Below are 19,687 nucleotides of genomic sequence, written 5' to 3' on the forward strand. Positions count from 1 at the left end.
TCGTGCCCCCTTCGCGGCTCAGGAGTGGTACAGCGCCTCGACCTCGACGGCGTACGCCTGTTCGATGGCCTTTCGCTTCAGTTTCAGCGACGGCGTCAGCAGACCATGCTCCTCGGAGAACTGCGCGGCAAGTATGCGGAAGGTACGAATCGACTCCGCCTGGGAGACGGTGGTGTTCGCCGCCACCACCGCGCGCCGGATCTCGGTCTCCAGATCGGGGTCCCGGACCAGCTCGCCCGGCGGCAGCTCCGGCTTGCCGCGCATCGTCAGCCAGTGCGCGACCGCCTCCGAGTCCAGGGTGACCAGCGCCGCGATATACGGGCGGTCGTTGCCGACCACGATGCACTGGGCGACCAGCGGATGGGCCCGCACCCGCTCCTCCAGGCCCCCGGGGGAGACGGACTTGCCGCTGGAGGTCACCAGGATCTCCTTCTTCCGCCCGGTGATGGTGAGATAGCCGTCTTCGTCCAGCGTGCCCAGGTCGCCGGTGGCGAGCCAGCCGTCGCGCAGCACCGCGTCGGTCGCCTTGGGGTCGCCCAGATAGCCCTGGAAGACCTGACCGCCGCGCACCCACACCTCGCCGTCGTCGGCGAGATGCACCGTGGTGCCGGGGATCGGCACGCCGACCGTGCCGAACCGGGTCTGCTCGGGCGGGTTGGCGGTGGCGGCGGCGGTGGACTCGGTGAGGCCGTAGCCCTCGTAGATGGTGACGCCCGCGCCCGCGAAGAACAGCCCGAGCCGCCGCTCCATCCCGGAACCGCCCGACATCGCGTGCCGGACCCGGCCGCCCATCGCGGCGCGCACCTTGCCGTACACGGCCTTCTCGAAGAACTGGTGCTGCATGCGCAGCGCGGCGCCCGGCCCCGGCCCGGTGCCGAACGCCTTGGCCTCCAGCGCCTCCGCGTACCGCACCGCCACGTCGACAGCCTTCTCGAACACCCCCAGCTTGCCCTCCGCCTCGGCCTTGCGGCGGGCCGCCGCGAACACCTTCTCGAAGATGTACGGCACCGCGAGGATGAAGGTCGGCCGGAAGGTCTTCAGGTCCGGCAGCAGCGCGGCGGCCGAGAGCCTGGGCTGGTGCCCGAGCTTGACCTTGCCGCGGATGGCGGCGACTTCCACCATCCGGCCGAAGACATGGGCGAGCGGGAGGAAGAGCAGGGTGGCGGCCTCGTCGCCGCGCTTGGAGTGGAAGGCTTCCTCGTACCGCTCGACGATGTTGTCGCACTCGGCCATCAGATTGGCGTGGGTGATCACGCAGCCCTTGGGGCGGCCGGTGGTGCCCGAGGTGTAGATGATCGTCGCGGGCTGTGCGGGGGTCACGGCCAGCCGGTGCCGCTCGACCAGATCGTCCTCGACCGACTCCCCGGCCGTCAGCAGCTCCTCCAGCGCCCCCGCGTCCAGCTGCCACAGCCGCCTCAGATGCGGCAGCCGGCCGACCACCGAGCCGACCGTCATCGCGTGGTCCTCATGCTCCACGACGCAGGCGGAGACCCCGGCGTCATGCAGCATCCAGCAGACCTGCTCGGCGGAGGAGGTCGGATACAGCGGGACGCTCTGGGCGCCCAGGGTCCACAGCGCGAAGTCGAAGAGCGTCCATTCGTAGCGGGTGGGGCACATGATCGCGACGCGGTCGCCGAACCGGACGCCCTGGGCCAACAGCCCCTTGGCGAGCGCCGTCACCTCGTCCCGGAACTGGCCCGCGGTCACGTCCTGCCAGCGGTCATCCGCCGTCTTGCGCGCCAGGGCCACCCGGTGGGGATCGGCGTCCGCATGGTCGAAGACGGCATCCGCCAGTCCTCCGGCCTGGGGCGCCGTCGCCATCGGGGGGACGGTGAACTCGCGCAATACCTGCTCCTTGAAGCCGCTGGGCACAGCGCCGCGACCGTACCCGATCCGGCCCCGATGCGGGAGAGGTGTTTTGTGCCCGGAACGCACGGAATGCCGGGCGGCCAGTAAGGTGAAAGAGGGTCAATCAGGCGCCGACGAGGGCAGATTGCGTGGAGTCTGGTCCTATGCGCCGCGTGTGTGGCTCATATGTAACGGCCTTCTGCACGAAATCTCTCCGATCGTGGCACAGGCCCGGCCAGGATCGCGGCGGCGAGTCGCTCCGCCGCGGCGTGCGAGGCATCGTCCTGCCGCCGATTTCCGTACAACAGTACGAAATCCACGGGGCCGAGGTCGGGCAGCCCGGCCCGTTCGGGGACCGGCGCGAGGCCGGGCGGAATCAGGCCATGGGTGTGTGCCATCACCCCGAGCCCGGCGCGCGCCGCCGCGACCAGGCCGTTGAGACTGCCGCTGGTGCAGACGATCCGCCATGACCTGCCGTGTCGCTCCAGCACATCCAGCGCGCGGGCCCGGGTGAGCCCGGGTGGCGGGAAGACGATCAGGGGGAGCGGACGGTCCGGATCCAGCCGCAGCCGCTCGGCGCCGATCCACACCAGCCGGTCCCGCCACACCAGCTGGCCGCCGGGCCTCTCCTCGGACCGCTTGGCCAGCACCAGATCCAGCTTGCCCGCCTCCAGCCGCTCATGCAGTGTGCCCGACAGCTCCACGGTGAGCTCCAGGTCCACCTCGGGGTGATCGCGGCGGAACCCCTCCAGGATCTCCGGCAGCCGGGTCACCACGAAGTCCTCCGAGGCGCCGAAGCGCAGCCGGCCGCGCAGCCGGGTGCCCCGGAACCAGCTCGCCGCCCGCTCGTTCGCCTCCAGGATCGAGCGGGCGAACCCCAGCATCGCCTCGCCGTCCTCGGTCAGCTCCACCCCATGGGTGTCGCGGGCGAAGAGCTGCCGTCCCACGGCCGCCTCCAGCTTGCGCACCTGCTGGCTCACGGTGGACTGACGCACCCCGAGGCGGTCGGCGGCCTGGGTGAAGCTCAGGGTCTGGGACACCGCGAGAAACGTCCGGAGCTGGGCGGGGTCGTACATGGAGCCACTGTATGACGAGACCGCAGGCCCATCACGGAATGCGATGGCAGTCAGAGCGGTATGCAGGATTCCCGATGGCCTTGATCAGGAGCATTATGGACGGGGCCCCGTCCGTGGCCACGCCAGTCCATGCCAGTCCATGCCAGTCCATGCCAGTCCACGTCAGATGAGAAAGAGCGAGAAAGAGAACGAATGCCGCACCGCCCGCACCTCCGCAAGATCGCCCTTCCCTCCTGGCTCCCGTTGGACGGCTTCATCCTCGGACTCATCGGCACCGTGGCGCTCGCCGCGCTGCTCCCGGTCAGCGGCCGGGCCGCCACCGTCACCGACGGGGCCACCACGGTCGCGGTCGCGTTTCTCTTCTTCCTCTACGGCGCCCGGCTCTCCACCCGTGAGGCGCTGGACGGAGTGCGCCACTGGCGGCTCCACCTGACCGTGCTGGTGTGCACCTTCGTCATCTTCCCGGCCCTGGGCCTCGCCGCGCGCGGCCTGGTGCCGTACGTGCTGACGCATCCCCTCTACACCGGGCTGCTCTTCCTGTGCCTGGTGCCCTCCACGGTCCAGTCCTCCATCGCCTTCACCTCGATCGCCCGGGGCAACGTCGCCGCCGCGATCTGCGCGGGCTCCTTCTCCAGCCTGCTCGGTGTGGTCGTCACCCCGGTGCTGGCCGCACTGCTGCTGGGCGGCAGCGGCGGCGGCTTCTCGGCCGATTCGATGGTCAAGATCGGGCTCCAGCTGCTGGCCCCCTTCCTCGCCGGTCAGCTCCTGCGTCGCTGGATCGGCGGCTTCATCTCCCGCCACCGGGCGGTGCTGCGCCTGGTCGACCGAGGCTCGGTGCTGCTCGTGGTCTACGCGGCGTTCAGCGAGGGCATGGCCCGGGGCATCTGGCACCAGGTCACCCCGGCCCGGCTGGCGATCCTCCTGGGCGTCGAGGCGGTCCTGCTCACGGTGATGCTCACGCTCACCTCGTACGGCTCGCGGAAGCTCGGCTTCGTCCGCGAGGACCGGATCACGATCGTGTTCGCGGGGTCGAAGAAGAGCCTGGCCGCCGGGCTGCCGATGGCGAGCGTGCTCTTCGGCGCCCAGGCGAGCCTGGCGGTGCTGCCGCTGATGCTCTTCCACCAGATGCAGCTGATGGTCTGCGCGGTGCTGGCCCGCCGCTATGCGGCGCGGGCGCCGGAGGCGGCGGTGACGGGGGCCGAGACGGGGGCGGAGGCCGCTCGGGCTCGTGCGGACCGCGTGGACAATGAGGACAGCGCGGACGAGGCCGCGCTGACCCGCGTCTGACGTCAGCTTTCGGCCGCCTGGCTTTCGGGGGTTGGGTTTCCGGCGGTCTGGTCGCCGGCCGGCGGCAGCGGCGGCTTGCGGGCGATGAGGGACGCCTGCGGGGTGGGTTCCCAGCGCTCCGGTTCCCGGAAGGTCCGGGCGCGGACCGGCAGTCCGGCCCCGGCCAGCAACTCGGCGATCCGGTCCGGCTGCCACCGGCGGAAGCTCAGCGACACCTCATGGCCGAACGCCTCGGTGTAGTCCCGCTGCTCATCGCCCACCTGGAAGCCCACCAGCGCGTATCCGCCGGGCGCCAGTACCCGGTGGAACTCGGCGAACACATCCGGCAGCCGCTCCTGCGGAATGTGGATCGTCGAGTACCAGGCCACCACGCCGGCGAGGGTGCCGTCCGCGATGTCCAGGGACAGCATCGACCCCTCCTCGAACCGCAGCCCGGGATGCTCCCGGCGGGCCAACTCCACCATCGCCGGCGACAGGTCGATCCCGTACACGGACAGCCCCAGCTCATGGAGGTGCGCGGTCACCCGACCCGGTCCGCTGCCCACATCGGCCACCGGTCCGTCTCCGGCGTTCCGCACCAGCTCAGCGAACCCGGCGAACACCGCCCGCTCCAGCGTCTGGGCCGCCAGTTCGTCGCGATACTGCTGGTCGTAGTCGAGGGCTATGGCGTTGTAGGACGCCCGGGTGGAGGTAAGGAAGTCGGCTTCGGTCACGGCCGCTCACCCTAGCGGGACGCATCCGCGGCGGGTCTCGTTTTCAGACCCCTTCGGAAGGCTGTTGTCAGACCCCTCTGCGACGCTTCGGACATGACGACGCTGACGCTGCAGCTGACCATCGACTGTGCCGAGCCACGCCGGATGGTGGCCTTCTGGTCCGAGGCCCTGGGCTATGTGCCCGAGCCCGCGCCCGGCGGCCATGCCACCTGGCGGGAGTACTGGGCGGACATGGGGGTGCCCGCGGAGGAGCTGCCCCCCGGGGTCGGGGAGACCCCGGAGTCCATCGTGGATCCGGAGGGGCAGGGTCCGAGGGTGTGGTTCCAGCAGGTTCCGGAGTCGAAGGTCACCAAGAACCGGCTGCATCTGGATCTGAAGGTGGGCGGCGGGCGTGATGTGCCCCTGGCGGTCCGCACCGAGCGGGTCACCGCGACCGTGGACCGGCTGAAGGCCGCCGGAGCCACGGTGCGACGGATCATGGACGAGCCGGGGATGGGGCACTACGCGGTGGTGCTCCAGGACCCGGAGGGCAATGAGTTCTGTGTGGTCTAGCCGTGGATGAACGCTAGTCGTGGGGTGACCGCACGCGGTCCAGGGGGAGGTGGACGAGGGCGCCGGAGTGGTGGTCGTCGAGCGGGGCGTTGAACTCGCGGACGTGCCGCAGTTCGGTGTCGGTCAGGGCGCGGCCGTACAGACGGAACTCATCGAGATCGCCGGTCATATGGGCGCGGCCGTCCACGGCCTGGCCGAGGTGGAGGCCGAAGGGCGCGGTGCGGCTCACGGTGCCCGGTGCGTCGGGGGCGGTGACGGCGGTGCCGCCGTCCACGGTGAGGGAGAGCCGTCCGCCGCTGCGGGTCAGGGCGAGGTGATGCCACTGCCCGTCGTTGTACGCGGCGTCGGTGGACACCGAGGCGCTGGTGAAGGTGGAGAAGCCGTTGACCGTCGTCATCAGCGCCCGGATCCGGTTGCTCCCGGGCTCACCGCGCAGCCAGACCTGCGGCTGTTTGGTGCCGATCCCGCCCATCCACAGGAACGGGTGCTGCCCGGAGGCGGCCGAGTAGCGGAACCACAGGCTCACGGTGAAGTCGCGGGTGCCCAGCGGCAGTGCGGTCCGGTACGGGACACGTACCGCGTCGTCCGTGCCGTCGAAGGACATCCCGCCGCCGAACCGGCCGTCGCCGCGCGCCGCCGCGCCGCCGAGCACGGTCGCGGACCGGCCGCCGGGCGCGCGGTCGTCGGTGGTGGGGGCGGGCGCCTGGCGGGGTCCCAGCCAGTCCTCGGTGAAGCGGGCGAAGCGGATCTCGTCACGGGCATCCACCGCACCGCCCTCGTACAGCAGCCCCACCGTGTCGCGGGAGATCGCGACCATGTCGGAGTAGCCGGACCAGTCGGTGGTGACGACCTTGCCGCGCTCGACACCGTCCCAGGTGCGGGCCTCGTCCCAGGAGGAGCGGACCATCATCGTGCGTCGGCGGTCGGGGTCGGAGGGGGCGGAGAAGAGCAGCCGGCCGTGGCCGTCGCGGGCCGGATCGCGCAGCCGCAGGATCGAGCCCTGCACCTGGGGGGTGGGCAGATCGGGGATGGTGCGGAAGGGCCCGGCGAAGCTCTGGCCGCCGTCCCGGCTGATGGCGTAGTCGCGGTGGCCGAGATCGGTGCCGTCCTGCTCCCGCCCGCTGACGTAGATCGATCCGTCGGCGCGCTCCACCAGCGTCATCTCGGACGGCTTCTGACGGAAGGTTCCGTCCGCCGCGAGCGGGAAGGTGTCCATCGCGCCGATGCGCCAGCGGTTGCCGCCGTCGTCGCTGTAGGCGAGCGCGGCATGGTTGTCGGTGATGCGGCCGCCGCTGTAGCTCTCGGTGTTGAGGGTGAAGATCAGCCGGCCCTTGTGCCGGCCGTGCTGGAGCTGGATGCCGTGGACAGGGCCGGTGGCGTACCAGGAGTTCCACTGGGGCGGCATCAGTGAGGAGCTCAGATCGCGCGGGGCCGACCAGGTGGCGCCGTTGTCGTCGCTGTACTGCAGATGCGGGGAGCGGTCACAGGGGACGTCGCAGCTCTGGGAGTCGTCACGGCCGGTGTTGTAGGTGCTGGCGAGCACGATGCGGCCGGTGCGCAGATCCACGATGGGCGCGGGGTTGCCGTGGGTGTCGCCGCCGCCCTCGTTGATCACCTGGAGCGGACCCCAGGTGCGGCCGCCGTCGGTGGAGCGCTTGAGGACCAGATCGATGTCCCCGGCGTCGCCGCAGTTGTCGACCCGGCCCTCGGCGAACGCGAGCAGGGAGCCGTCCTTGGCTTTGACGATCGCCGGGATCCGGAAGCACGAGTAGCCCTGTTCCTGGGCAGACTTGAAGAGGACCTGCTGTTCGAAGCCGGAGTCGGCGCGGGCCGCGGACGCGGAGGAATCCGTGTCCGCGGCCCGTACCGGAAGCGGAATCAGGGCCAGCGCCGCGGCGCTGAGGAGCACGGAGGCGCGGCGCCGCCATGGTCTGGCACGGGGGCGGGGTGGTCTGGTGCGGGGACCTGTGCGGAGAACTGACGCCATGGTCATGGCCTGCCCTTCAGACTGCCTCATGGAGGCATCGGCATCTGGACGTCAAGGCCGTCGGGCATCGCGCCAGGAGGCATCACACCGTCAGGACATCAAGACATCCCATGTCTCACACATGACTGCGGCAGAAAGTGTCTCGTCCTGCGGTCGTCCGGGACAAGGACCGTGCGTCATATCCTCCTGACACTGGGCCAGTTGAGGTGAGGCGGGGCGTGAGAGGGCGGCGCCCGCCCCCGCCCGCGCCCCGCCTCCCGGCCACCCGCTGCTCCGGGCCGCGCCCCGCCTCCCGGTCACATCGGACGCGGTATGCGCGATAGCCGCTGGGCAGCCGCTCGGGCTGGAGGGCCCTGCTGTTCGTAGTAGCGCAGCAGCCGTTCGCTCACCCCGGTACGGCGGGACAGCTCGCCGATCCGCATGGGCCCTCCTCCTCACGCGCCGGAACTCTCCTCACGCGCCGGAACTCTCTTCACGCCCCGAAACTCTCCAACGGATGTCAGAGTTTACGGCTCGGGCGCACGCCATCGCACAGGACGCGATCGGTGAGGCTCTGCAGGGCCGCCTCGGCCCGGAGCAGCTGCTCGTCGTCGTCGGTCTTGCCGCTGGAACTGATGGTCACCGAGCGCCGCCCGCCCTCGGTGAAGCCGGTCCGCACCGTGGCGCCTTCGAGGTCGCCGCCGTGGCCCCAGCGGTAGCCGCCGCAGCTCAGCGGCTGCCGCATCATCCCGAGCCCGTACTGGGCATGGGGGAAGGCCACCTCGAAGTTCGGTCCTACGGGGACGGTCCGGCGCATCTCGGCCAGCTGGGCCGGGGGCAGCAGACGGCCGCCCAGCAGCGCGGTGAAGAACCGGTCCAGATCGCGGTCGGTGCTGATGAGCGAACCGGCCGCACCGCCCCAGGAGACGTTCCGGAGCGTGGTGTCCGTCCAGGTGTTGGAGCCGGGGAAGCGCTGGTACGTATGCGCGTACGGAGCCTTCAGCCGCGGATCGTCCCCGGGCTCGTAGGTCCCGGTCAGGCCCAGCGGACGGATGATGCGGTCGCGGACCTCCTCCGGCCATGCGCGTCCGGTGACCTTCTGGATGATCATTCCGGCGAGGACATAGCCGGGGTTGGAGTAGTTCCAGTCGGGCTCGGGGTCATCGGCCGGGGCGGGAGGGAAGTCGGGTCGGTGCTTCATCGCCCCGGCGACCACTTGCTCGGGGGAGACATGGTCGAACCGGGTCCGATCGAAGTCCGCCGCAGAATCGCCGGTGTCGTCGCTGTAGTCGTAGTTGTGGATGCCGCTGGTGTGCTGCAGCAGATTCCTGACGGTGATCCGGCGGCCGTCGTTGCCGTTGCCGCTCACCACACCCGGCAGCCACTTGTCCACCGGATCGCTCAGCGAGAGCCGCCCCTCGGCGACCAGTTGGAGCACGACCGTGGCCACGAAGGACTTGGTGACGCTCGCGGCCCGGTAGTGCGCCCCGAACGGCACGGGACGGCCGGTGTTCAGCTCCGCCTCGCCCGCGCGGGCGTGGATCCGGCGGTGGCCGTCGCGCACCTCCACGGTCAGTCCGATGAAACCCGCGTCCTCGAGAGTCCGGGCCACCTCGCGGCGCAACTCGTCCTCGGTGAGCCGGTGGTCGGGGGAGCCGGAGCCGTGCGCTACGGGCGCCTCCGGCGCTGTGGGGGCCCCGGGTGCGGAGGTGATGGCGGCGGCCGGGACCGCGGCCGCACCGCCGAGGAGGGCGGCGGTGACGGCGACGGCCGCGGCGAGGCGTAAACGACGGCGCTTCATGGGTGCGTTCATGCCTCACCAGCCTCCGGGTACGGCGGCGCCCCGGCCATGCGGCAAGCCCCCGCGTAAGAGTGGGGGCTGCCCCATGGCCGGAGCCCCTGGCAGGAGCCCCCACGGCCGGAGCCCCTGGCCGGAGCCCATGGCCGGGCTGCTCCGGCCGGTCGCAGGCTCGGGGACCGGCCGATCGCTAAGGGGCGGTCGATCGCCCGGGGCGGTCAGGCGCTCGCATGATCCCGGCGTTGTTGACCGCGATGTCCAGTCCGCCGAAGCGGGTGACGGCCTGGTGCACCAGCTCCCGCAGTTGCCCGGAGTCGGTGACGGCGGCGGGCACGGCGGCGGCCCGGCCATCGGCGGCCTCGATCAGGCGGACCGTCTCGGCCAGGGTGGCCGCGGTGCGCCCCGCGGCCACCACGGAGGCGCCTTCGGCGGCGAAGGCGAGCGCGATGGCACGGCCGAGGCCGGTGCCCGCCCCGGTGACGAGGGCGGTCTTTCCGGTGAAGCGGTTCACTGCATGGTTCCTTGAGGAAGCGAGGAGGGACGGGATGGACGGGGCCGCTGGACGCGGAGGTTCAGGGCGGCGGCGAAGACGATGAGCCCGGCGGTGAGGGCGCGCCGCCCGCCGTAGCGGTCGGAGAGGCGCGCGCCGAAGAGCAGCAGCCCGGCGAAGGTGAGCCCATAGGCGGTGCTGAGCAGGATCAGATCGGCCCGCTCCAGGCCGAAGGCGCGGTCGATCTCGGGCAGGGGCACGGCGAGCGCCGCGAGCGTGAAGATCAGGGTGATCCGGACGGAGCCGAGCAGGGCGAAGGCATGGCGACGGTGCGTCGTACTGGTGGCGGCGGTGCCGGTGCCGCGCGAGGTGTCGGTGACGGTCATCTGTCCCCCAATATTTGACCGATCGTTTTAATATGCGGGTATGCGAATGGGCTCTGTCTCACTCCCGTGATCGTGATGTGGTGCGGCCCGGGCCGAGGCGGGCCCGGCCGGTACGTCAGGCCGCCGAGGTCAGGCCGCCGAGGTCGGGCCGGAGGGGTCGGGCCGGAGGGGTCGGGCCAAAGAGGTCGGGTCGGAGGCGTCAGGCCATGGAGGTCAATCCAGCAGTGCCAGCGCCTGCTCCGCGGCGTCCCGCACCCGGGCCGGGTCGTCCGACGCCTTGCCGACCACTCGCAGCCCCTGTATCAGCACGAACAGCATCCGCGCCAGTGCGCGGGGGTCGCGGTCCTCGGAAAGCTCCCCCTGGGCCTGGGCCCGTATCAGCGCGGAACACAACGGGGTCTCCACGTGGTCCCAGCTCAGCTCCACCCGGCGGGCGGCAGCCGGGTCATGCGGGGCCAGCTCGGCAGCCGTGTTGGTCACCAGGCAGCCGACCAGCCGCTTCTCCGGGGAGGCGGCCTCCTCGGCGAAGCGCCGCACCACCGCGCGCACCGCGGGCAGCGCCGGGCCCGGCTGGGACAGCTCGGTCAGCAGGGACGGGTCGCGCATCTCCGCATAGCGGTCCATGGCCTTCAGGTACAGCTCGTGCTTGCTGCCGAAGGTCGCGTAAATACTGGCGCGGCCGATGCCGAGATAATCGACGAGGTCCGCCATCGAGGTCGCTTCATAGCCGCGCTGCCAGAACAGCTCGAGAGCCGACTGCAGGGCGGCCTCCGGGTCGAATTCCTTCGTTCTGGCCATGACCCAACCGTAGCACCTAACCAGAACGAGCGGTCAAGAACACTTTCGAGTGAAGCCCGGATCTGGAACGCAGGTACGGGATCCGGTGGCGGTGTACGAGCCCGGTAGGGGCCGGCCGACGCAGGGGGCGCTCCTCGCCGGCCGGCCCGCCAACCCGTGCAGCGGGCGGACCGCTTCTCAGGTCCCGCCGACCGCTGTCCGCAGAGCGAGTCGCTGCTCGCCCGCGTACACGTTCATCGAAGTGCCGCGGAGGAAGCCGACCAGGGTCAGCCCCGTCTCCGCCGCCAGATCCACCGCCAGCGAGGAGGGCGCCGACACCGCCGCCAGCACCGGGATCCCCGCCATCACCGCCTTCTGTGCCAGCTCGAAGGAGGCGCGGCCCGAAACCATCAGCACCGACCCCGACAGCGGCAGCAGACCCTGCTGGAGCGCCCGGCCCACCAGCTTGTCCACCGCGTTGTGCCGGCCCACGTCCTCCCGCAGGTCCAGCAGCTCACCGTCCGGGGTGAACAGCCCCGCCGCGTGCAGCCCGCCGGTCCGGTCGAAGACGCGCTGCGCCGCGCGGAGCCGGTCGGGGAGCACGGAGAGCGTCTCCGGCTCGATCCGGACGGGAGGGCTCACGCCGTCCGCCTCGTCTCCGAGGCCATCCGCGAGCGGCCAGCGCGCGGTCGTCCGCACCGCGTCCAGGCTGGCCTTGCCGCACAGCCCGCAGGAGGACGTCGTATAGACGTTGCGCTCCAGGGTGATGTCCGGGACCGGCACGCCCGGTGCGAGCGTCACATCCACCACGTTGTAGGTGTTGGAGCCGTCCTCGGTGGCGCCCGCGCAGTAGACGATGTTCGCCAGCTCGTCGGCCCGGCCGAGGACGCCCTCGCTCACCAGGAACCCGGCGGCGAGGGCGAAGTCGTCGCCCGGTGTGCGCATGGTGATCGCCAGTGGTTTGCCGTTCAGCCGGATCTCCAGCGGCTCCTCCGCCACCAGGGTGTCCGGCCGGGTGCTGACCGCCCCGTCCCGGATGCGGATGACGCGGCGTCGCTCGGTGACCCGTCCCATGTCGATCAGTCCCGGTTCTGTGCGTGGTTCTGTACGTGCTGGTACCCGAAACGGCCCTTGACGCACAGGTTCCCGTGGGTGACGGGATTGTCGTGCGGCGAGGTGACCTTCACGATCTTATTGTCCTGCACATGGAGGGTGAGGTTGCACCCCACACCACAGTAGGCGCACACCGTCGTCGTCTCCGTCTGTGCCGACTCGTCCCACGCCCCGGCCGCCCGCATGTCGAACTCCGTCTTGAAGCTCAGCGCGCCGGTCGGGCACACCTCGATGCAGTTGCCGCAGTAGACACACGCGGAGTCGGTGAGGGGCGCGTCGTGCTCGGTGGAGATACGGGCGTCGAAGCCGCGGCCCGCGACCGCGATGGCGAAGGTGTTCTGCCACTGCTCGCCGCACGCGTCCACGCATTTGTAACAGAGGATGCATTTGTCGTAATCCCGGACGTACAGGTCGTTGTCGACCTTCGGCTCCTCGTCCACCCGGGCGGCATCCGCGCCGAAGCGGTCCGGCTCGGCCCCGTACTCCTCGATCCACTCGGCGGCGCGCGGCGTGGTCGACAGATCGGTCGAGGAGGCCAGCAGCTCCAGGACGACCTTACGGCTGTGCCGGGCCCGCTCGGTGTCCGTGCGCACCTCCATGCCCGGCTCCACCCGGCGGGAACAGGCCGGGGCGAGGGTGCGGGCGCCCTCCACCTCCACCACGCACACCCGGCAGGCGTTCTTCGGGGTGAGCGTGTCGCCCTGGCACAGGGTCGGGACGTCCTTGCCCGCGGCGCGGCACGCGTCCAGCAGAGTGCTGTCCTCCGGGGCGCGGACCGGCTCGCCGTCCAGGGTGAGGTCGACCAGACGGCGCGGGGGTCGCAGCGGTATCGCGGTCACTTGAAGGCTCCCAGGCGGTCGATGGCGGACTCCACGGCGTTCCAGGCGGTCTGGCCCAGACCGCAGATCGAGGCGTCGCGCATGGCCTGGCCGACCTCGCGCAGCAGCGCGATGTCCCCGGCCGCCGCGGCGCCCGTACGGCCCTTGATCCGGTGCAGCGCCTCCTCCTGCCGTACGGTGCCCACCCGGCAGGGGACGCACTGGCCGCAGGACTCGTCGCGGAAGAACTCCGCGATGCGCAGCAGGATGCGGGGCAGGTCGACGCTGTCGTCCAGGACCAGCACCACTCCCGAGCCGAGGGTGGTGCCCGCGGCGCGCGTGCCCTCGAAGGTCAGCGGGACGTCCAGCTCGTCGGGGCGTACGAAGCCGCCCGCCGCGCCGCCGAGCAGCACCGCGCGCAGGGTCTCGGGCGGCCCCGCGAGCTCCAGCAGCTCGCCCAGCGTCGCCCCGAACGGCAGCTCGTAGACGCCGGGCCGGGCGACCGTGCCGGAGACGCAGAACAGCTTGGTGCCGGTGGAGGTGCCGGTACCGGTGCGGGCATACGCCTGTGCGCCCTCGATCAGGATCGGCAACACATTGACCAGCGTCTCCACGTTGTTGACCGCGGTCGGCTTGCCGAACAGCCCCTTCTCGACCGGGAACGGCGGTTTGCTGCGCGGTTCACCGCGCCGCCCCTCGATCGAGTTGAAGATCGCGGTCTCCTCACCGCAGATGTACGCGCCCGCGCCGCGCCGGATCTCGATGTCGAACGCGAACCCCTGCCCCATGACGTCCTCGCCGAGGAAGCCGCGGGCCCGGGCCCGGTCGACGGCGGTGCGCAGTCGGCGCAGCGCACGGGGGTACTCGCCGCGCAGATACAGATAGCCGCGGTGGGCCCCGGTCGCATAGCCCGCGATGGTCATGGCCTCGATCAGGGCGTACGGATCGCCCTCCATCAGGACCCGGTCCTTGAAGGTGCCCGGTTCGCTCTCGTCGGCGTTGCAGACCAGATAGTGCGGATGGTCGGGCTGCTGGGCGGTGGCCGCCCACTTCCGCCCGGTCGGGAACGCGGCCCCGCCCCGACCGACCAGCCCCGCCTCGGTGACCTCCCGGATCACCCCGGCGGGCCCGAGCGTGAACGCGCGCCGCAGGGCGGCGTATCCGCCGTGGGTGCGGTAGTCGTCGAGCGACCCCGGGTCCACCACCCCGACCCGGCGCAGCAGCACCAGGCCGTCGGCGCCGGTCTGGGGGACCGCGGCCGCCGCGGGGGGTTCGGCCGGCGCGTCGTGCGGCGCCGACGCCGCGTCGGCCACCGCCTCGGCCGTGGCGGGGGCGACGACCGCGGCCTGCGGGGCCCCGCCCGCGCGGATCGTCAGGGCCGCCGGGGCGCGCTCGCACAGGCCCAGACACGGGCTGGGCTGCCAGACGGCGCCGGATCCGGCCGAGCCCGCCGGGCCCAGGTCCCGTTCGAGCCCCGTGCACACCCGCGCGGAGCCCCGGGCCGCGCACGCCAGATCCGTGCAGACGTGGACGACGGTCGCCGGACGGGGTTTCACCGCGAACATCGCGTAGAAGGTCGCGACCCCGTAGCCCTCCGCCGGAGGGACCGTCAGCCGGCGGCACAGATAGTCCAGGCCGCCCTCGCTGATCCAGCCCACCCGGTCGTTGAGGGCATGCAGTCCCGGCAACAGCAGCTCGCGCCGCTCACGTGCCTCGCGGCCGCCGCGCGCCCAGCGCAGATCGGTGTCGTTGCGGTCGTCCGCGCCCTCCCAGGCGGATTCGGGCGGGCCGAGCAGGGCGTCGACCGCCGCCCGCTCCTCGTCCGTGGGCTTGCCGGCACCGAAGCGCAGATCCACGGTCAGCTCCTTACGGCGGTCACGGGAATCTTCTCGATCCTTATGGCCGACGCCTTGAACTCCGCCGTCCCCGCGATGGGGCAGTTCGCCTCGATCGTCAGGGAGTTGGTGTCCACCTCGTCGGGGAAGTGCATGGTCATGAAGGCGAGCCCCGGCCGCAGCCCGGGATCGATCCACACCGGCGCCACCACAGAGCCGCGCCGCGAGGTGACCCGCACCCGCTCCTCGGTCTCCACCCGGTAGCGGGCCGCGTCCTCCGGGCACAGCTCGATGTACTCGCCGCGCCGCAGCGGAGAGGCGAAACCCCCGCTCTGCACCCCGGTGTTGTACGAGTCCAGGCGCCGTCCGGTGGTGAGCCGGATCGGATAGGCGTCATCGGTCAGATCCACCGGCGGATCGTGCTTCACGGGGCCGAAGGGGGCGAGGTCGCCGCGCCGCGCCGGATCGTTCGCCCACAGACGGCCGTGCAGATAGGTGGGCTCGAGGCGGTCGGTGCTGGGGCAGGGCCACTGGATGCCCTGGTGCTCCTCCAGCCGCTCGTAGGTCATGCCGAAGTGGTCGGGGGAGACGGCGCGCAGCTCGTTCCACACCTCCTCGGCGCCCTCGAACTTCCAGTCGTGGCCGAGCCGTCGCGCCAGCTCGCAGATGATGTCGATGTCCTCGCGCGCCTCGCCGGGCGGCTCCACGGCCTTGCGCACCCGCTGGACGCGCCGCTCGCTGTTGGTGGTGGTGCCCTCCGTCTCGCACCAGCCGGCGGTCGCCGGGAGCACCACATCGGCCAGCTCGGCGGTCCTGGTGAGGAAGATGTCCTGGACCACCAGGTGTTCCAGCGACTCCAGCCGCCGGACGGCCTGTTCGGTGTCGGCCTCGGACTGGGCCGGGTTCTCGCCGATGCAGTAGACGGCGCGCAGTTCGCCGGCCTCCATGGCCTCGAACATCTCGGTGAGGTTCAGCCCGTAGCGCGGCTGGATGACCACGTCCCAGGCGCGCTCGAACTTGGACCGGGTGGGCGGGTCCAGGATGTCCTGGAAGCCGGGCAGCCGGTTGGGGATGGCGCCCATGTCGCCGCCGCCCTGGACGTTGTTCTGGCCGCGCAGCGGCTGCAGTCCGCAGCCGTACCGGCCGACATGGCCGGTCAGCAGGGACAGATTGATCAGCGCCCGGACGTTGTCGGTGCCGTTGTGGTGCTCGGTGATGCCGAGCGTCCAGCACAGCTGGGCGCGCTCGGCGGTGGCGTAGGCGTGCGCGAGATCGCGGATGGCGTCCGCGGGGACTCCCGTGACCTTCTCCGCGACGCTCAGCGTCCAGGGCTCCACATGGGCCGCGTACTCCTCGAAGCCACTGGTGGCGCGCTCGATGAAGGAGCGGTTGGCGAGCCCCGCGTGGATGATCTCGCGGCCCACGGCGTGGGCGAGCGGGATGTCGGTGCCGACGTTGAGCCCCAGCCAGCTCTCGGCCCATTCGGCGGTCGAGGTGCGGCGCGGATCGACGGCGTACATCCGGGCGCCGTTGCGGATGCCCTTGAGGACGTGCTGGAAGAAGATCGGGTGCGCGAAGCGGGCGTTGGAGCCCCACATCACGATGAGATCGGTGTCCTCGACCTCCGCGTACGACGACGTGCCGCCGCCGGAGCCGAAGACGGCGGACAGCCCCGCGACGCTGGGCGCGTGGCAGGTGCGGTTGCAGGAGTCGACGTTGTTGGTGCCCATCACCACCCGGGCGAACTTCTGGGCCACGTAGTTCATCTCGTTGGTGGCGCGGGCGCAGGAGAACATGCCGAACGCGTCGGGCCCGTGGGCCGCCGTCACGGCCCGGAACCCGGCGGTGGCCCGGCTGAGCGCCTCGTCCCAGGAGGCGCGGCGGAGTTCACCGCTGACCGAGTCCCGCACCAGGGGGTGGGTCAGCCGTGGGTACTGCTTCTGCTGTCGGTTGCGCTGGCGGTTACGGGCCACGACGGGCTCCTTACGGCGGTCACGCCGCAGTGCGACGTGAGGAAACCGAGCGTCCGGGTATCGTCGACAGAATATTGAATACAGTATGCCCGAGGAGGGGGTCAAGGAGTCGAACGACACCTCAACCCCCCTCCCGTCCGCCGGTGATGGGACCCCGGGCGGTGATGGGACGTCGGCCGGTGCAGGGAGCTCACGGGGGAAGCGAGCTCGGCCGGTGAAGCCGGTACCGCGCATGCGGCCGGTGAGGCCGGTGAGGCCGGTAAGGCGAATACGGCCGGTGAGGCCGGTAGGGCGAGCTCAGCCCGTGAAGAGCTGTGTGGCCTTGCGGATGAGCTCGTAGACCCCGTACCCGAAGGGCAGCGCGACCCAGGCCCAGACGGCCACGGTCAGCGCGGTGCGGTTGCTGGCGGGTTCGGTCATCGGTCCGCTCCCTTCTTGGCGGGTGCCGCCTTCGTGTCGGCCGTCGCGGGAGCCGGTTCGTGGAAGCGCGGATGGACCGGCCGTACCAGCTCGTTGGCGATGAAGCCGACGATCAGCAGCGCGATCATGATGGTGAGGGAGAGCGAGTACAGCCCGGGGCCGGTCTTCCCCGCCTCCTCCTGGTGGTCGGCCACCTTGTTGACGATGTATGGGCCGAGGACCCCGGCCACCGACCACGCGGTGAGCAGCCGGCCGTGGATCGCGCCCACCTGATAGGTGCCGAACAGGTCCTTCAGATATGCCGGAACGGTCGAGAAGCCGCCCCCGTAGAAGGAGAGGATCACCAGTGCGCACACCACGAACAGGGGCTTGGAGGAGTCCCCGAGCTGCGCGATGGCCAGATACATCAGCGCGCCCACGCCCAGATAGATCCGGTACATGTTCTTGCGCCCGATGAGGTCGGACGTGGACGACCACACCAGCCGCCCGGCCATGTTGGCCGCCGACAGCAGGGCGACGAAACCGGCCGCCGCGGTGGCGGTCACGGGGGTGTCGGTGTCCTTGAAGTAGTCGCCGATCATGGGGGCGGCCTTCTCCAGGATGCCGATGCCCGCCGTCACGTTCATGCACAGCACCACCCACAGACACCAGAACTGCGGGGTGCGGATGGCATTGCGCGCGGAGACGTCGGCCGCGCTGACCATGTGCCCCTGCTCCTGCGGCGGCTCCCAGCCGGCGGGCCGCCAGCCGTCGGCCGGTACCCGCACCAGCAGCACGCCGAGGGTCATGAAGACCGCGTAGGTCAGGCCGTGCACCAGGAAGGTGGCGGCGATGCCGCTGTTGTCGGTGCCGAAGCGCTCCATCAGCCAGCTCGACCAGGGCGAGGCGATCAGCGCGCCGCCGCCGAAGCCCATGATGGCGATGCCGGTGGCCATGCCGGGCCGGTCGGGGAACCACTTCATGAGCGTGGAGACGGGGGAGATGTATCCGATACCGAGACCGATCCCGCCGATGAAGCCGTAGCCGAGGACGACCAGCCAGTACTGGCTGGTGGCGGCGCCGAGCGAGGCGACGAGGAAACCGGAGGAGAAGCAGACGAGAGAGACGAACATCGCCCAGCGCGGGCCGTTGCGCTCGACGAGCGTCCCGCCGAAGGCGGCGGACAGGCCGAGCATCACGATGCCCAGTTGGAAGGGGAGTGCGCTGGCCGTGCCCGAGAGGTCCATGGAGGACTCCAGGGGCGGCTTGAACACGCTCCAGGCGTACGCCTGGCCGATGGAGAGGTGGACGGCTAGGGCGGCCGGCGGCACCAGCCAGCGGCTCCAGCCCGGTGGGGCCAGAGTGCGCGAGCGGTGCAACGGACCGAGTCGATCATTGGTGGGCATGTGCCCGGACTTTAAGGATTCAACGGGTCAATGACTAGACGTCGAAGCGCCTGGGATGTGTCGACCGCGTGGACGGGGTGGGTAAACTGTAGACAATAACCAATCCGGGGCATCCGGTGAACGGCGAGTCAGAGGGGGCGCGATGCTGTCCAGAGGACTGCCGAACGGCGCGGTACCGAAGCTGGAGCGGCCCGGTCCGCTCCGCGAGCGCGTCTACGAGGCGCTGCTCGAACTCATCACCACCCGCGCCCTCCGCCCCGGCCAGCACCTCGTGGAGAGCGAGCTCGCCGGGCAGCTCGGGGTCTCCCGCCAGCCGGTGCGCGAGGCCCTCCAGCGGCTCAACACCGAAGGCTGGGTCGATCTGCGGCCCGCGCAGGGCGCGTTCGTCCACGAGCCCACCGAGGAGGAGGCCGATCAGCTCCTTACGGTGCGCACCCTCCTGGAGGCCGAGGCCGCCCGGCTGGCCGCCGCGGGAATCGACGCGGCCGGGATCGCCGCGCTGGAGGGCCTGTGCGCGAAGGGCGAGCGCGCGGTGCTGGACGACGATGTGGACGGCGCGGTCGCGGCGAACGCCGAATTCCACGCCAAGGTGATGGAGTTGGCCGGAAACGCGGTCCTGTCCGAGCTGGCCGCCCAGGTGGACCGCAGGGTCCGCTGGTACTACACCCCGGTCGCCCGTCAGCGCGGCAAGCAGTCCTGGATCGAGCACCGCGAGCTGATCGCGGCCATCACCGCCGGTGACGAACACGGGGCCACGGCCGTCATGCGCGCCCACACCGAACACACCCGCCGCACGTACCACGACCGCGAGCGGTCCTGACCCCTCGGTCGGTCCGGCCGTTGCCGGGTGGCGTCATCCCCGAGTGGCGTCGATGCGCTCGACCGCCTCCTTGGCCTCCTTCAAGCCGGCGTCGGTGAGCTGCCGGTAGACCTTGATGGCCTCGACCTTCTTGCCCTCCCGCAGCAGGGCCGTCACCCGCCGCAGGTCGGGCCCGACCACCTCGATGTCCAGGTGGTCGAGGATCAGGTCCAGCTTGTGCTCGATACGGTCCGCCCTGCGCTGGATCTTCTTGATCCTCGACTCCAGCAGCGGATACTGCATAACGAGGACCAAGAGCAAGATGTATGCCGCCGCTATCTCCATGACCGTCGATCGTAGTGGTCGCGGTGGCCGAGCCCTTTCGCCGGTCCCGCGCTCCCGAGCCGCCGCCTCTCCGTGGTGTCCCGAAATCAACTCGGCTTTGTCCTGC

The 19,687-nt window shown here is 71.0% G+C and carries 17 protein-coding genes and 2 pseudogenes; 3 read left to right on the forward strand and 16 right to left on the reverse strand.

All coding sequences use genetic code 11. From position 1 onward, the window contains the following. Positions 1 to 18: 18 nt before the first annotated feature. Both AS97_RS35055 and AS97_RS35060 read right to left on the reverse strand, forming a co-directional pair. Complete coding sequence (locus tag AS97_RS35055) at positions 19 to 1,845, reverse strand: AMP-dependent synthetase/ligase (RefSeq protein WP_059141984.1); 1,827 nt, start codon at positions 1,843 to 1,845, stop codon at positions 19 to 21. A 185-nt stretch (positions 1,846 to 2,030) separates the two neighbouring features. Further along, positions 2,031 to 2,924, reverse strand: a complete 894-nt coding sequence (locus AS97_RS35060; protein ID WP_210566260.1) for a LysR substrate-binding domain-containing protein — start codon at positions 2,922 to 2,924, stop codon at positions 2,031 to 2,033. Between the two features lie 192 nt (positions 2,925 to 3,116). On the opposite strand from AS97_RS35060, the gene AS97_RS35065 reads away from it, so the two are divergent. Then, positions 3,117 to 4,211, forward strand: coding sequence for a bile acid:sodium symporter family protein (locus AS97_RS35065; RefSeq protein ID WP_210566261.1), 1,095 nt, complete (start codon positions 3,117 to 3,119; stop codon positions 4,209 to 4,211). A 2-nt stretch (positions 4,212 to 4,213) separates the two neighbouring features. On the opposite strand, the gene AS97_RS35070 is transcribed toward AS97_RS35065, so the two are convergent. Beyond that, complete coding sequence (locus AS97_RS35070) at positions 4,214 to 4,924, reverse strand: class I SAM-dependent methyltransferase (RefSeq protein WP_125760865.1); 711 nt, start codon at positions 4,922 to 4,924, stop codon at positions 4,214 to 4,216. A 93-nt stretch (positions 4,925 to 5,017) separates the two neighbouring features. On the opposite strand from AS97_RS35070, the gene AS97_RS35075 reads away from it, so the two are divergent. Continuing rightward, positions 5,018 to 5,476, forward strand: coding sequence for a VOC family protein (locus AS97_RS35075; protein WP_059141988.1), 459 nt, complete (start codon positions 5,018 to 5,020; stop codon positions 5,474 to 5,476). A gap of 13 nt (positions 5,477 to 5,489) precedes the next feature. On the opposite strand, the gene AS97_RS35080 is transcribed toward AS97_RS35075, so the two are convergent. From AS97_RS35080 to AS97_RS35130, 12 genes and pseudogenes are all read right to left on the reverse strand, one after another. Next, positions 5,490 to 7,385 carry a sialidase family protein gene (locus AS97_RS35080; protein ID WP_210566262.1) on the reverse strand — a complete coding sequence of 632 codons (1,896 nt, stop codon included), beginning with the start codon at positions 7,383 to 7,385 and terminating at the stop codon, positions 5,490 to 5,492. 388 nt (positions 7,386 to 7,773) lie between these two features. Then, positions 7,774 to 7,885 (reverse strand): annotated as a pseudogene (locus tag AS97_RS35085) (MerR family DNA-binding transcriptional regulator); the annotation flags it as partial. A 77-nt stretch (positions 7,886 to 7,962) separates the two neighbouring features. Then, positions 7,963 to 9,255, reverse strand: a complete 1,293-nt coding sequence (locus AS97_RS35090; RefSeq protein ID WP_210566263.1) for a serine hydrolase domain-containing protein — start codon at positions 9,253 to 9,255, stop codon at positions 7,963 to 7,965. Positions 9,256 to 9,472: 217 nt separating this feature from the next. Then, positions 9,473 to 9,751 (reverse strand): annotated as a pseudogene (locus AS97_RS35095) (SDR family NAD(P)-dependent oxidoreductase); the annotation flags it as partial. Continuing rightward, on the reverse strand, positions 9,748 to 10,116 hold the full coding sequence (locus AS97_RS35100; RefSeq protein ID WP_059141991.1) for an MFS transporter: 369 nt from the start codon (positions 10,114 to 10,116) through the stop codon (positions 9,748 to 9,750). The gene AS97_RS35100 and the pseudogene AS97_RS35095, both read right to left, overlap by 4 nt. 213 nt (positions 10,117 to 10,329) lie before the next feature. After that, the gene (locus tag AS97_RS35105) at positions 10,330 to 10,914 is read right to left on the reverse strand and encodes a TetR/AcrR family transcriptional regulator (RefSeq protein ID WP_210566264.1); all 585 of its coding nucleotides are present in this window, start codon (positions 10,912 to 10,914) and stop codon (positions 10,330 to 10,332) included. 177 nt (positions 10,915 to 11,091) lie between these two features. Then, positions 11,092 to 11,967, reverse strand: coding sequence for a formate dehydrogenase accessory sulfurtransferase FdhD (fdhD, locus tag AS97_RS35110; protein ID WP_059141993.1), 876 nt, complete (start codon positions 11,965 to 11,967; stop codon positions 11,092 to 11,094). A gap of 5 nt (positions 11,968 to 11,972) precedes the next feature. After that, positions 11,973 to 12,845: a 2Fe-2S iron-sulfur cluster-binding protein gene (locus tag AS97_RS35115; protein ID WP_210566265.1), complete on the reverse strand. Its 873-nt coding sequence runs from the start codon at positions 12,843 to 12,845 to the stop codon at positions 11,973 to 11,975. Beyond that, positions 12,842 to 14,680, reverse strand: a complete 1,839-nt coding sequence (locus AS97_RS35120) for an NADH-ubiquinone oxidoreductase-F iron-sulfur binding region domain-containing protein (RefSeq protein ID WP_210566266.1) — start codon at positions 14,678 to 14,680, stop codon at positions 12,842 to 12,844. Before AS97_RS35120 ends, AS97_RS35115 begins: the two co-directional genes overlap by 4 nt. A gap of 2 nt (positions 14,681 to 14,682) precedes the next feature. Continuing rightward, positions 14,683 to 16,632, reverse strand: a complete 1,950-nt coding sequence (locus AS97_RS35125; protein WP_210566267.1) for a molybdopterin-dependent oxidoreductase — start codon at positions 16,630 to 16,632, stop codon at positions 14,683 to 14,685. A 297-nt stretch (positions 16,633 to 16,929) separates the two neighbouring features. Beyond that, the gene (locus AS97_RS48700; protein ID WP_260613362.1) at positions 16,930 to 17,052 is read right to left on the reverse strand and encodes a hypothetical protein; all 123 of its coding nucleotides are present in this window, start codon (positions 17,050 to 17,052) and stop codon (positions 16,930 to 16,932) included. Then, positions 17,049 to 18,437, reverse strand: coding sequence for an OFA family MFS transporter (locus AS97_RS35130; protein WP_059141997.1), 1,389 nt, complete (start codon positions 18,435 to 18,437; stop codon positions 17,049 to 17,051). Before AS97_RS35130 ends, AS97_RS48700 begins: the two co-directional genes overlap by 4 nt. 142 nt (positions 18,438 to 18,579) lie before the next feature. Between AS97_RS35130 and AS97_RS35135 the strand changes: the two genes are divergently transcribed. After that, entirely contained in the window at positions 18,580 to 19,257 is a 678-nt protein-coding gene (locus AS97_RS35135; RefSeq protein ID WP_059141998.1) for a GntR family transcriptional regulator, read from the forward strand. A 33-nt stretch (positions 19,258 to 19,290) separates the two neighbouring features. Here AS97_RS35135 and AS97_RS35140 read toward each other — a convergent pair whose 3' ends face one another. Further along, positions 19,291 to 19,581 carry a ribosomal protein L7/L12 gene (locus tag AS97_RS35140; protein WP_059141999.1) on the reverse strand — a complete coding sequence of 97 codons (291 nt, stop codon included), beginning with the start codon at positions 19,579 to 19,581 and terminating at the stop codon, positions 19,291 to 19,293. Between the last annotated feature and the right edge of the window lie 106 nt (positions 19,582 to 19,687).

The organism is Streptomyces sp. AgN23 (assembly GCF_001598115.1).
Lineage (GTDB): Bacteria > Actinomycetota > Actinomycetes > Streptomycetales > Streptomycetaceae > Streptomyces > Streptomyces antimycoticus.

Coding starts and splice junctions, on each gene's coding strand:
- AS97_RS48700 (WP_260613362.1), bottom strand. CDS start 17,052: ATGACCGAACCCGCCAGCAACCGCACCGCGCTGACCGTGGCCGTCTGG.
- AS97_RS35100 (WP_059141991.1), bottom strand. CDS start 10,116: ATGACCGTCACCGACACCTCGCGCGGCACCGGCACCGCCGCCACCAGT.
- AS97_RS35060 (WP_210566260.1), bottom strand. CDS start 2,924: ATGTACGACCCCGCCCAGCTCCGGACGTTTCTCGCGGTGTCCCAGACC.
- AS97_RS35075 (WP_059141988.1), top strand. CDS start 5,018: ATGACGACGCTGACGCTGCAGCTGACCATCGACTGTGCCGAGCCACGC.
- AS97_RS35135 (WP_059141998.1), top strand. CDS start 18,580: ATGCTGTCCAGAGGACTGCCGAACGGCGCGGTACCGAAGCTGGAGCGG.
- AS97_RS35140 (WP_059141999.1), bottom strand. CDS start 19,581: ATGGAGATAGCGGCGGCATACATCTTGCTCTTGGTCCTCGTTATGCAG.
- fdhD (WP_059141993.1), bottom strand. CDS start 11,967: ATGGGACGGGTCACCGAGCGACGCCGCGTCATCCGCATCCGGGACGGG.
- AS97_RS35065 (WP_210566261.1), top strand. CDS start 3,117: ATGCCGCACCGCCCGCACCTCCGCAAGATCGCCCTTCCCTCCTGGCTC.
- AS97_RS35105 (WP_210566264.1), bottom strand. CDS start 10,914: ATGGCCAGAACGAAGGAATTCGACCCGGAGGCCGCCCTGCAGTCGGCT.
- AS97_RS35090 (WP_210566263.1), bottom strand. CDS start 9,255: ATGAACGCACCCATGAAGCGCCGTCGTTTACGCCTCGCCGCGGCCGTC.
- AS97_RS35130 (WP_059141997.1), bottom strand. CDS start 18,437: ATGCCCACCAATGATCGACTCGGTCCGTTGCACCGCTCGCGCACTCTG.